This is a genomic window from Chitinophaga sp. Cy-1792 (assembly GCF_011752935.1).
Lineage (GTDB): Bacteria > Bacteroidota > Bacteroidia > Chitinophagales > Chitinophagaceae > Chitinophaga.
This window is the reverse complement of record NZ_VWWO01000001.1, coordinates 1734978-1747730: the sequence shown is the minus strand read 5'-3', so window position 1 is coordinate 1747730 and position 12753 is coordinate 1734978. Positions and strand designations below refer to the sequence as shown.

12 protein-coding genes are annotated in these 12753 nt (G+C 46.7%); 6 read left to right on the top strand and 6 right to left on the bottom strand.

The features are described from left to right. Nucleotides 1-11: 11 nt before the first annotated feature. The 3 genes from F3J22_RS07185 to F3J22_RS07175 all read left to right on the top strand — a co-directional run bounded on the left by F3J22_RS07185 (nt 12) and on the right by F3J22_RS07175 (nt 2457). Nucleotides 12-419, top strand: coding sequence for a hypothetical protein (locus F3J22_RS07185; protein WP_205195156.1), 408 nt, complete (start codon nt 12-14; stop codon nt 417-419). 344 nt (nt 420-763) lie between these two features. Continuing rightward, complete coding sequence (locus F3J22_RS07180; RefSeq protein WP_167015696.1) at nt 764-1330, top strand: DinB family protein; 567 nt, start codon at nt 764-766, stop codon at nt 1328-1330. Between the two features lie 152 nt (nt 1331-1482). Beyond that, nucleotides 1483-2457: a patatin-like phospholipase family protein gene (locus F3J22_RS07175; RefSeq protein ID WP_167015694.1), complete on the top strand. Its 975-nt coding sequence runs from the start codon at nt 1483-1485 to the stop codon at nt 2455-2457. A 71-nt stretch (nt 2458-2528) separates the two neighbouring features. Here F3J22_RS07175 and F3J22_RS07170 read toward each other — a convergent pair whose 3' ends face one another. From F3J22_RS07170 to F3J22_RS07145, 6 genes are all read right to left on the bottom strand, one after another. Continuing rightward, nucleotides 2529-4418, bottom strand: coding sequence for a M1 family metallopeptidase (locus F3J22_RS07170; protein ID WP_167015692.1), 1890 nt, complete (start codon nt 4416-4418; stop codon nt 2529-2531). Between the two features lie 73 nt (nt 4419-4491). Then, nucleotides 4492-5571 carry a winged helix DNA-binding domain-containing protein gene (locus tag F3J22_RS07165; RefSeq protein ID WP_167015690.1) on the bottom strand — a complete coding sequence of 360 codons (1080 nt, stop codon included), beginning with the start codon at nt 5569-5571 and terminating at the stop codon, nt 4492-4494. Between the two features lie 68 nt (nt 5572-5639). After that, nucleotides 5640-6308: a 16S rRNA (cytidine(1402)-2'-O)-methyltransferase gene (gene rsmI / locus F3J22_RS07160; protein ID WP_167015688.1), complete on the bottom strand. Its 669-nt coding sequence runs from the start codon at nt 6306-6308 to the stop codon at nt 5640-5642. A 75-nt stretch (nt 6309-6383) separates the two neighbouring features. Then, on the bottom strand, nt 6384-6629 hold the full coding sequence (purS, locus tag F3J22_RS07155; protein WP_167015686.1) for a phosphoribosylformylglycinamidine synthase subunit PurS: 246 nt from the start codon (nt 6627-6629) through the stop codon (nt 6384-6386). Nucleotides 6630-6737: 108 nt separating this feature from the next. After that, the gene (locus tag F3J22_RS07150; RefSeq protein WP_167015684.1) at nt 6738-7520 is read right to left on the bottom strand and encodes a phosphatidylcholine/phosphatidylserine synthase; all 783 of its coding nucleotides are present in this window, start codon (nt 7518-7520) and stop codon (nt 6738-6740) included. A gap of 52 nt (nt 7521-7572) precedes the next feature. Beyond that, nucleotides 7573-8862: an aminopeptidase P N-terminal domain-containing protein gene (locus F3J22_RS07145; RefSeq protein ID WP_167015682.1), complete on the bottom strand. Its 1290-nt coding sequence runs from the start codon at nt 8860-8862 to the stop codon at nt 7573-7575. Nucleotides 8863-9209: 347 nt separating this feature from the next. Between F3J22_RS07145 and pckA the strand changes: the two genes are divergently transcribed. The 3 genes from pckA (at nt 9210) to F3J22_RS07130 (ending at nt 12743) form a co-directional block, all read left to right on the top strand. Next, on the top strand, nt 9210-10811 hold the full coding sequence (gene pckA, locus F3J22_RS07140) for a phosphoenolpyruvate carboxykinase (ATP) (RefSeq protein ID WP_167015680.1): 1602 nt from the start codon (nt 9210-9212) through the stop codon (nt 10809-10811). 373 nt (nt 10812-11184) lie between these two features. Continuing rightward, nucleotides 11185-12072: a bifunctional methylenetetrahydrofolate dehydrogenase/methenyltetrahydrofolate cyclohydrolase FolD gene (gene folD / locus F3J22_RS07135; protein ID WP_167015678.1), complete on the top strand. Its 888-nt coding sequence runs from the start codon at nt 11185-11187 to the stop codon at nt 12070-12072. A 47-nt stretch (nt 12073-12119) separates the two neighbouring features. Next, entirely contained in the window at nt 12120-12743 is a 624-nt protein-coding gene (locus F3J22_RS07130) for a 7-carboxy-7-deazaguanine synthase QueE (RefSeq protein ID WP_167015676.1), read from the top strand. The last annotated feature ends 10 nt before the right edge of the window (nt 12744-12753 follow it).

Here is a 12753-nt window from a genome sequence, read left to right as displayed (position 1 = left end):
TATTGGAAGATATGGGAAGTTTCAGAAATAAATCCAAAGGGAAAATCGCACTGATGATTCTCTGCGGACTGGCCTTTGTAACAGCAGTGGTGTTCCTGACCATGACACTTTGGAACTGGTTAATCCCTGAACTGTTTCATGGCCCGACTATCAGCTTCTGGCAGGCCTTTGGCTTATTGCTGCTTGGAAAGCTGCTGTTTGGCTGGCATAGTAATGGTAAAGGCTTCGGTGGTGGCCATTCACAGCGCGACTGGCGGGCAAAAATCCGCAATAAATGGGAGCATATGAGCCCGGAAGAACAGGCGCAATTCAAAGAAAAACTGCGTAACCGCTGTGGCGGCTCCGAAAGATTCGAGCGTTTTAGCCGCTTCTGGGACGAAGAAAAGCCTTCAGAAGAAGTACCTCCGCAGCAGCCTTAACCATTAACATTGTTAACGTTTTTTAAGCCCTTTCTAAGCGATTTCTAATTCGCAAAAGAAAGGGCTTTCCTGACTAATAACTAATATTGTATTGTAAAAAAAACACAGGAAAAATAACGGAAATCTACCCAATCATTATTCTTATTCTAAATAAGTAAGAAATTTTACATCCATTCTCCCCAAAAGTGAATTTTCCCTCAAAAAACATTACATATTTAAATATTAAATATGTTGGTTGGTTTAAAAAACTGGTGTAACTTCAGAGACATTGCAAAGTCCCGGGTATATTCTCAAAAAGGCGCCAGGTTTTGTGTTTATTTCGCACCCTTTAAAACGGATTTCCTATGTACCTGAACCAGCATGAGATTCAGTCTCTTCTCAACAAAAGTTTCGATGGTTTCATCGATTATGTAAATACGTTGCCAGATCATCGTTTTACAGCATCACCTTATGGTAAATGGTCGGCTGGCCAACAGCTGGACCACCTCACCAAATCAGTGAGGCCTGTTTGTAACGCCCTGGGATTCCCCAGATTTGCCCTTCGTTACTTCGGTTTAGCCCAACAGCCATCCCGCTCTTACGACATGATGGTGAGCCACTATCAGCAGAAATTAGCCGATGGTGCCACCGCTACCATTCCTTACCAGCCAGGCGTTATCTATAATGCCCAACGCTTCCCCCTCGTCCAAAGCTTCATCAATCAGAAAAATAAGCTGGAAGACAGGCTGAAAGACTGGTCTGAGAATGACCTGGATAAATACCGCCTTCCCCACCCTATTCTGGGTAAATTAACCATACGGGAAATGCTGTATTTCACCGCTTACCATAACCAGCACCACCTGGAAAAATTACAGGACCAGGAATCTCACAGCCAGAACTGGGAAAACCAGCTACAGCAAATGATTTTCTAGACAACCGCTTTTGTCTTCATCTGCATATTTCCGGATTCCGTATATCCATAAGTCAATGTTGTTACCCTGGTATACGGTATCAAAACCCATAAATCAACCCCATGCTTCGTTACGGCTTGTGTTGAAGGGTAATCGGGGGAAAATTGCAGTCTATGACCAAAAAAGCGTTGGTGATCAACGGCGGCGGCTCCAGAGGCGCCTTTGCCGTAGGTATCCTGAAACAACTTTCCTGTATGCATCCCGTGCTACAGTTCGATATGTGCTGCGGCACCAGTTCCGGCGCGCTTATCGCAACCATGGCGGTACTGGGTGAACTGGAAATACTCGAAAAAATATTCACAGGCAATAAAACCCAGGATATCATCGCCACCGGTAATATTCTTGACAGATTTGTGAATAATAATTCGCTCTATAATGCCACTCCCCTGCAATTAAAAATCGGGAGTATCCTCACCGACAGCCGCTCCAATAAACTCATTTCTTCCGATAAAAGCCTGTTTATCGGCTGCAATAATATGCAGACAGGCCGTACTACCTACTTTACCAATAACCTGCAAGCCGCTGGCAAGCATTACGACCTGCATCCCATCAATGACCCCTCCACCCTCCGCAACGCCGTAATGGCGGCCTACAGCATGCCTGTTTTCATGGCGCCAATGCTCATCGGAGAACACCAATACACCGACGCAGGCGCCATCAACAATACCTCTATTCAACTGGCCATCGACCACGGTGCCACGGATATCTATGTCATCCTCCATACACCCTCCCAAATGCCCACCACCGGCTTCGAATACCGCAACGTACTGGACATGCTTGAACATACCGCCGACAGGCTGGCGGCCGACAATACACAGCCCCATCTTCCTATACTATATAATCAAACACTGGATTATCTCCATACCATCAAATCAAACATGAAAAATGCCGGCCTGAAAGAACAAGACATCGCCTCATTTTTTGACACACCGGATAATCCCTTTGCCGGCAGGCAAAAGGTAAATATCCATATGATAAGGCCCGATCAGCCACTGGATGGAGGCCCGGGCGGCCTCGACTATGTACCTGGTGACATGCGTATCATGCTGGAAGCAGGTGTCAAAAAAGCCGCTACCCTTTTTCCATAAAAAAACCGGCTAAAAATTCAGGTATCACTACCCAAACTTTTAGCCGGCCCTCTAAAATGCAGCAGCAACAATTATTCTGCTACTGCCTTGTTATTTGATCTGTCCACATCAGCCATACGCTGGCTAGGATCGATTTCTATAGATTTCAGGTTCGTGTATGGTACATCGATTTCCAGGTCGTAAGTTGGATTAGTCCAGTACCAGCCATCTTTCACCACACGTTTCACAGATGGATCTTCATTTGGTTTTTCACCAAACATCAGTGTCAGCGGGATATAGTACATGGTTTTGTTACCGTTCTTATCAATCACCAGGAAGTCGACCGGCATCGGCATTTGTCCCACACGACGCAGGCGCACAGTGGTTTTATTGCCTTTAGGAATGATGCTGTCGATACCATAATCGATATGTTTGGTGGACTGGATAAAATATTGCTTGTACCAATCCAGCTGAATACCGCTTTGCTTTTCCATCACACGAACGAAGTCGTTTGCATTCGGATGTTTGAAGCGCCATTCGTTATAGTAGCTGATAAGGCCACTGTCGCGCACCTGGTCACCGATGATATAACCCAGCTGCTCCAGGAATATAGCACCTTTGCGGTAAGCGTTGTTGCTATAGCCGTAGTTGGTGTTGTAATGATCGGAATGCGTCATGGCGTTTTCTTCAAACGGGCTGGCAGCAAGGCGGAAATAACCTTTGTAGGTATCTTCCATTGGCCATTTGCCTTTCAGACTGTCGGTAGTGGCGTAGATCACATGTTCTTCACCGAAGGTAGTGAAACCTTCGTCCATCCATGGATACAGGCTTTCGTTGGTAGCCAGCATTCCCTGGTACCAGCTGTGCATCCACTCGTGCATGGCAACGCCGTAAAGTCCGGTGGCAGTACCATTACCCATGATCAGCGTGGCCATTGGGTATTCCATACCGCCATCGCCGCCCTGGATAAAGGAATATTGTTTGTAAGGATAAGCACCATAGTGCGCTTTAATATAGGCGTAAGCGTTAGGAATACGTTTTGCCAGCGCAGGCCAGGTAACATTTGTAGTGTCGTTAGGAATAAAGAAGAAGTGAGCGGTGAAGCCGTCTACCTGTTGTGTGATATGCCTGTAATCAGGATCTGCTGCCCAAACGAAGTCGTGCACGTTTGGCGCCACGAAATGCCAGCTGAGGTTTTTACCTTCAGGACGTTTCACTTTCATACCGGCAGTTTCGTACCCATGGCCAATTTGCTCAGGGTTCTGCAGGTAACCGGTAGCAGCAATTACATATTTTTTATCCATGTTGATGGTAACATCATAGTCGCCCCATACACCGTAGAATTCACGTGCGATGTAAGGCGTAGGATGCCAGCCTTCGTAATCGTATTCACACATTTTAGGGTACCACTGTGCCATGGAGAAGTCCACACCTTCGGAGTTGTTACGGCCGCTGCGGCGGATTTGAACAGGCACCTGTGCTTCGAATTCCATATCGAAGGTAGTGGTTGAATGCGGCGCAACAGGCTCATCCAGTACCACTTCGAGGATGGTCTCTACTACTTTATAGTTTTGTGGCTTACCGTTATGCTTCAGCGACAATACTTTCTGGTAGCCGATTTCATCAGGTTTCAGCTTGGAGATACGATCGCGTACACGGTTATCCCAATCATATACCTCTTTACCATCTTTGGTTTTGCCGATAACGACTTTTCCCAGTTCGCGGGAACGAACGTCCATCATACTACCAGGCTGAAATGCATTCCAGTAGAGGTGATAGAATACTTTTTTCAGTGTATCCGGAGAGTTATTATAATATTCGAGATGTTGTTTACCAGTAAATTTATTTGCTGGCGCGTCTACATTCACGTCCATTTTGTACTTCACGCGTTGCTGCCAGCGATCCGACTGTGCATTTGATTGTAACCAGCTGCCTGCCATCAATGCAATGGCAATGCAACCTCCGAGAACCGGGTGCTTCATGCTGTTAGATTTTGTTCAGACCGCGAAAATAATCATTTAGGACAAAGGGAGGTAGACAAGTTTATATAAGCGGTCAGATTACGGTGATACTGCTGAGTGGTTGTTGCAGATAGGCCGCGTATGCTTCTGCCGAGGCGGCAAAAGACTGTAATTCGGGCTTTTTCAGTGGCTTAAAAGGTTGATATACAAGAGATACGCCTGTTTTGTCCACATTCCTTTTCCAGGTGCCGGTAATCTGGCCTTTCTGCACCATTATCGGAAAGAAGATGCCATTGGTTGTCAGCACCTTTCGGGTATGCGCGCTGTCGAGCACATGGCTGCGATCCTTATAGGCGACGTAATATTCGTCGAAAGCCGGTAATAGCAAGGACTCCGGGAATTTATGACGGCTACTGTCCAGGTCTTTAGCGTACCAGTAATGCGTGTTATTCACCACGATGCTGCTGAGTAGCGGCTTCGCCGCTTCCAGGCCAGTATGGGCTTCTTTTGGGGTAATACCTCCCCAGGTCATAAAATCTGCTACTGTGGCGGGGCCATGACTGAGAAAGTATTTCTGTGCCAGCAGGCCGGGTATTTCATCCGGGGAGATGATGGTATTATCTGGCACCCATTCATCCAGGAGGGTAAACGTATATTGTTTCCCCTTCATAGGGCCGTGGCAGAGGATTCCTTCCAGGGAGCCCCGTAAAAGCAGGTAGCGTAAGTAAGCTTCGGGAATTTTGTGTGCCTCAAGCAGGGCTGCAATTTCCGTGCGCATCAACTGCTTACCGCCTTTCAATTCCTTTTGCAGTAAGGGATATATGGTGCTGTGGTATTTGTTTTCATCAATGCCCAGTGGCTTTTCTACGGACCTCATTCTGCGGAAAATGCGGTCTTTGACAAGTGCTGTCATCCAGCGTATATCCGTCGCCGTTACTATGTGCAGGGTACCGCGGAACACCCAGGTACGCATGATTTCACCTTTATTGATGGCTTTTTCCACGCTTTTCAGGGTAGTGCCGGGCACGCGCAGGCCGACGGCATATTTGCCGGCATTATAATCCTGGGCCTGGATGGCGCCCATATGGGAAACCAGTGCCTGCGGAGATTTCAGACGATGTTGGGTAATCTGCTGGGCCAGCAGCCGGAGTTTTGCGATGTCATTTTCGGGCATGAACGATGAATTTACAGCAAATCAACAACTGGCAGGTGACAACCTTATGTCAGCAATAGAAAAGAAAATTATTCGGCGCCCTGCACTACCACCACGATTTCTCCTTTGACGCCTTTTTCCTTGAAATAGTCGGCTACTTCGCGGAGCGTGCCTCGTTTATTTTCCTCGAACATCTTGGTGAGTTCGCGGCTAACGCTGCACTGGCGGTCGGGGCCGAAGTATTGTACCAGGTCTTCCAGGGTACGTACCAGCCGCATGGGCGACTCGTAGAATACGATAGCTCTTTCTTCGGTGGCCAGTTGTGTAAAGAGGGTATGGCGGCCTTTTTTCAGGGGAAGGAACCCTTCAAAGATGAAGCGGTTCATAGGGATACCGCTGTTTACCAGGGCAGGAACGAAAGCAGTGGCGCCTGGCAGGCATTCTACCGGCACACCGTGGCGGATACATTCGCGTACCAGCAGGAAACCGGGATCAGAAACACCAGGAGTACCGGCATCCGTGAGCAGCGCCATGGATTTACCCGCCTGTAGCTGTTCTACAAGGTGTTGTGCTATTTTATGTTCGTTGTGCTGATGATAAGGAGTAATGGGCTTATTGATGTTATAGTGCCGGAGCAGCACGCTGGAGGTGCGGGTATCTTCAGCCAGTATCAGGTCTGCTTCTTCCAGTACTTTAATAGCCCGATAGGTAATATCGGCAAGGTTTCCGATAGGAGAAGGAACGATGATCAGTTTCATGTAATAACGAATTACGAATTAGGAGTTGTAGAATTACAAATTGCAATTATATCCTAATTCGTAATTCGGGATTATTTATTGAATGTGTACTTCAAAGTATTCCATTACCTGGTTAGCCAACAGCTTCTGGCAGGCATTTTCAGCGATCTGCTGTGCCTCTTCTTTGCTGCCAGCCTCGATTTGGAGGGTAATGTGCTTGCCGATACGTACATCATGAACCTGGTTCATACCGAGGTTTTTAAGGCCACCCATTACCGCTTTTCCTTGCGGGTCCAATAATTCTTTCAGTGGCATCACATTGATATGTGCAGTAAAAGTCATTGTGCTTTAAATTTTGCCGCAAACCTACATCAAAATTTACGAATTATGAACTCGTAGTTACAGATTTGCAGTGAGTTATTAGAGATAATCCCTTTCCTGGCTGCTATTTCAGGCCTGTTCCGGATTTTTTTCGGCAGACATTGGCGGGAAAAACAGCGATAAAATTACATAACAGATGAATATGAAAGGTACGGAGGCAAAACCCAGTAAAGGAATGCTTATCGCTGCCAGTACTACCAGCAGCAGTCTTGTCCAGTTGGCTTTCAGTGATTTGCTCTTGATTTTCAGGCTGAGCATAGGTATTTCTGCCACCATGAGGTAGCAAAGTACCGCGATAATAGCGTAGAGCACCCAGATATTCTGGAACCAGTGCCCGAGGTTGTAGGGATTGTACAGGACAATCAGCGGGAAAGAGGCTACCAGCAGGCCTACCGCCGGGGTAGGTACACCGATGAAGTTTTCTGACTGACGGGTATCCAGGTTGAACTTAGCAAGGCGGTAAGCCGCAAAGCAAGGCACCAGTAAGGCCGGAGCCAGGTTTACCACAGATACGTCAAATACATCGGGCTGCTGGAAATAAGCGCTGCGCAGCAATCTGTACAGCATCATGCCAGGCACTACGCCAAAGGTCACCACATCTGCAAGACTATCCAATTCTTTGCCCATAGGGGATTGTACACGAAGCAGGCGGGCCGTCATACCATCGAAGAAATCGAAGATTGCAGCGAGTACCACCAATGCAGAAGCCCAGTAAACAGGCTCCGGTGTTACTATCGTATAGTCGGTACCGTTAAAATCGGCTTTGTATTCCGGTGCATGGAGCACGCAGATAATAGCCAGGGCACCGCAAAAGAGATTACATAGGGTAATAATATTGGGTATTTGTCGCATTTGATGGATTAGTTGAAAAAAGGCCCCTCACTGTTTGCGAGGGGCTATAAATTTATTTCATTAAAGCTTCAATTTCATCAGCGGTGATCGGGATATTTTTCATCAGATCGATATTACCTTTGGAAGTGATCCAGTAGTTATTTTCGATACGGATACCCATTTTTTCCTGTTCGATGTAAATACCCGGTTCTACTGTCAGTACACATCCATCAGGGATTGGCTGGTGGAAGGAAGGCGCCAGGTCATGTACGTCTACGCCAAGGTGGTGAGAAATACCATGGTAGAGATATTTGCGGTAAGCAGGATTTTCAGGGTCCTGATTTTTAATATCATCTTCAGTAAGAATACCCAGTTTTACAAATTCTCTTCCAGCCTCTTCACCCATCATTTCATGGTATTTAGCCAGTGTAATGCCCGGTTTCAGAATAGAAACAGCGTAGTGGTGCAGGTGCAGACAAGCGTTGTATACCTCGCGCTGACGTGGTGTAAACTTACCATTTACCGGTACGGTACGGGTCAGATCGGCATTGTAACCGCCATATTCAGCACCGAAGTCCATGAGGATCAGTTCACCATCTTTACATTCCTGGTTATTGAAAACATAGTGCAGGGTACGGGCACGGTCGCCGGAGGCGATAATCGAGCCATAAGCTTCACCAGCAGAGCGGTTACGCAGGAATTCATGCAGGATTTCTGCCTGAATTTCATGTTCCCATACACCAGGTTTGATAAATTTCAGGATGCGACGGAAAGCCTTGTTGGTGATTTCCATGGCAACGTCCAGTACTTTGATTTCCTCCGGTGTTTTTACAGAACGCAGTTCCTTGAAGATAGTGGCTGCACGCAGGAAACTGTGTAAAGGATAACGTTCCTTCATTTCTGCCGCATAGCGGTAATCGCGAACAGGAACGTAGTTGGATTTACGGTTATTTTCGTTGGTGTTCAGGTAGACATTTGTTGCTTCATGCACCCACTGCTGCAATAATGCATCCAGTGCATCCAACCACACGATGGTAGTCATACCGGAGATAGCCGTAGCTTCCTCTTTTCTCAGGCGGTGACCATCCCACTTTTCTTTCAGCTCATTAGGACGTACGAGCACAAGTACTTCACGGAATTTAGGATCAGGATTATCCGGGTATAAAACAACCATGGTATCTTCCTGGTCAATCCCTGTGAGCCAGTACAGGTCTGAGTTCTGCTTGAACTTAAACAATGCGTCGCCATTAGTGGGCAGTTCATCATTGGAGTTGATAATGGCGATAGACTGTGGCTTCATTTTAGCCACAAAGCGCTGGCGGTTCTTTATAAACAGCTGCGGATCCAAAGGCAGATTCTTCATATCTCTAATTTTCAAATGAGGATTCAAACCTATGAAAAAATATAAAACCACTTAAATAAAAATGTGTTTATAATAATAGCAGGGATGTGTAAAGTATAACTGAGGCTGGCGTTTAGAAGGAAAAAAATGCGTATTCAGCAATAATACTTATGTGTTATTACTTAATGTTTTATTCACACAAAATACCTTTGATAACCTATAAGGTATTTTCATACATTTTGAAGATATCGCAAAATTCCTTCTTATATCGCTAGATTTTTCTAAATTTTAAGGGCTTTACAAGCAACAAATTTGATGAAATCAAAAATTGCCTAGTTTTGCTTTTACACCAAAACAATCTTGCTTTTATGCAAATGAGTAGCGTAAGGAATCCTGTTGCTGACTTACGGGGACTGGGCATAGAGAACGCTTCTGCCGTATATTACCAGCTCTCTCCGGAGAAACTGGTACAGCAAACAGTAGAGAGGAACCAGGGTGTTTTATCCGATACTGGCGCACTAGCTGTGAACACCGGTGAATTTACCGGCCGTTCTCCCAACGATAAATTCATTGTAAAGGATGACATCACTGCCAACACCGTAAACTGGAATAATTTCAATATTCCGTTTACTACTGAGTGTTTCGACCGTTTGTACCAGAAAGTTACTGCCTATTTTGCCGGAAAAGAGGTATGGGTACGTGACTGCATTGCCTGTGCTGATCCTGCTTATCGCATCGGCGTAAAAGTGATCACGGAATATCCATGGTCTAACCTGTTTGCCTACAATATGTTCCTCCGTCCTTCTGAGGAAGAACTGGAGCAGATGCCTGAAGACTGGACTGTTATTCAGGCACCGGGCTTTATGGCGGATGCAACTTGTGACGGCACACGTCAGCACAACTTTGCGATAGTGAGCTTTACAAAGAAAGTAATCCTGATCGGCGGAACTGCCTATACCGGCGAAATCAAGAAAGGCATTTTCACCGTACTGAACTATATTTTACCGCACGATAAAAAAGTGCTGAGCATGCACTGCTCTGCCAACCAGGGAAGTAAAGGCGATACTGCCATTTTCTTCGGACTGAGCGGCACCGGTAAAACTACCCTCAGCGCGGATCCTGCCCGCAAACTCATCGGTGATGACGAACACGGCTGGACAAACGACAGCGTTTTCAATTTCGAAGGTGGCTGTTATGCAAAATGTATAGACCTGAGCGCGGAAAAAGAGCCGGAAATCTTCCAGGCTGTGCGTCCGGGGGCTTTACTGGAGAATATTACCTTCTTCCCGGGTACCAACAAAGTGAATTATGCAGATAAGAGCATCACGGAAAATACCCGTGTTTCCTATCCGCTGACATATATTCCAAATGCGCTGGAACCTTCAATAGGAGCAGTTCCTAAGAATATTTTCTTCCTGACGGCAGACGCATATGGTGTTTTACCGCCTATCTCTAAACTGACGCCAGGACAGGCCATGTACCAGTTCATTTCCGGCTATACCGCTAAAGTGGCGGGTACAGAAGCCGGTGTAACTGAGCCTAAGTCTACCTTCAGCGCCTGCTTTGGAGCGCCTTTCCTGCCGCTGCATCCTGCACAGTATGCACAGATGCTGGGAGAGAAAATGCGTAAAAACGAAGTTAATGTCTGGTTAATCAACACCGGATGGACTGGCGGCCCTTATGGCACTGGTAGCCGTATCAAGCTGGCTTATACCCGTGCGATGATCGCTGCTGCCATTGATGGAAAGCTGGAGAGCGTTAAATACCGTTCAACACCGGTTTTTGGCCTGGCCATCCCTGAAACATGTCCGAATGTACCGGCAGATATTCTCGATCCACGTAATACCTGGAGCGACAAAACTGCCTACGATGCGAAGGCTGCCAACCTTGCCGGACAGTTTATCCGCAATTTCGAACAATACGCCGGAGCCGCTGACAAAGAAATTCTTGATGCAGCTCCAAAAATTTAGATATATTGTGATCAATAAGATAGCAAAAACACCTCAGAGGATATATTTCTGACCTTTTGCTAACTGATACCGTCTTTGTTTGCCTTATAATTTCCACTACAATCCAACGGTTCGCAGGAGTTAACACTCATTGCAGGCAAAACAGGTTTCCGGGTTCCCGGGGATCTGTTTTGCAGGACCAGCAATAACTTACTAGAGGAGCCTTTCGGCTCCTTTTTTTGTTTCAGGAAGATGCCTGCATGGCTTTTTCCGCAGCAAAATCTGGCAGCTTCGCTGCCAAATTTTGCTGCTTTTCAGGGGATAATGAGCAGCCATTGGCCGCTCATTATCCCCTGAACCACTTGCGGGAATAAATAAAAATGTAACTTTGCACATGCAAATTTTAGACGGTAAACTTGTTTCTGAGGCTATCAAAGCCCAATTAGCCGCTTCAGTGGCTGAATTAAAGGCCGCTGGCAAAAAGGTCCCTCACCTGGCTGCCATCCTGGTTGGTAACAATCCTGCGAGCGAAACCTACGTTGCTTCCAAAGTAAAGTCATGTGCAGAATGCGGATATAACTCTACCCTCCTGCGTTTCGATGAACAGATTTCTGAAAAGCACCTGCTGGACCAGATCACCCTGCTCAACGAAAATCCGGATATCGATGGTATCCTGGTACAGCTGCCTTTACCAAAGCATATCAGCGAAGAACTCGTCATCAATACGATTGATCCAAGCAAGGATGTAGATGGCTTCCATCCTATGAACGTAGGTAAAATGGTAAGTGGTCTGCCTGCTTTTATTCCGGCTACTCCATATGGTATCATGCTGATGCTGGAACACTACAATGTGCCTACAAAAGGTAAACATGCAGTAGTGATCGGCCGCAGCCATATCGTAGGTACGCCTATCAGCATACTGCTGAGCCGCAATACCAATCCGGGCAACTGCACCGTCACGCTGACCCACTCTCATACACATAATCTCGCAGAAATCTGCCGTCAGGCCGATATCATTGTTGCCGCTATCGGCAAGCCTAACTTCGTAACCGCTGATATGGTGAAAGAAGGCGCTGTTATTGTGGATGTGGGAATCAACCGTGTTGAAGATGCCACCAAGAAAAGCGGTTTCCGCCTGATCGGTGACGTTAAATTTGATGAAGTAGCACCTAAATGCAGCTACATCACGCCGGTACCAGGAGGCGTAGGTCCGATGACCATCGCCGCGCTGCTGAAAAATACCTATCACGCCTGCATAGGCCTCAGAGGTAGTATGAATTAAAAAAGGCACTGGAATATTTTCCGGACCTTTGTAGGGATAGAATCACAATGTCAGTAAATACTTTAAATATAACCGCCACCTTACCGGTGATGGAGCGCTTTTACACGATTCAGGGTGAAGGCTTCCATCAGGGCAAGGCAGCCTATTTCATCCGTCTTGGCGGCTGTGACGTGGGATGCCACTGGTGCGACGTAAAAGATAGCTGGGACGCAGATAAACACCCGCAATTATCCATAGATAATGTGGTGGATGAGGCTGCAAATTACCCAGGCCGTATTGCCGTAGTGACCGGTGGAGAACCGCTGCTCCACCAGCTCGATGCACTCACGAAAGCACTCCATAAAAAGGGTTTTAATACACATATTGAAACTTCCGGCTCCTCTCCGCTCAGTGGCAGCTGGGACTGGATCACGCTTTCTCCTAAAAAGTTCAAGGCACCACTGCCGGAAGTCTGCAAGGCTGCCAGCGAACTCAAAGTGGTTATCTTCAACAAAAGCGATTTCGCCTGGGCTGAAAAGCATGCCGCCATGGTAGGTAAAAGCTGTAAGCTATACCTGGCACCGGAATGGAGCAAAAGTGCCGAAATGACGCCGCTGATCATCGATTATATTAAAGATAATCCCCAGTGGCAGCTATCGCTACAGATACACAAGTATATCAATGTACCTTAACCGGTATTGC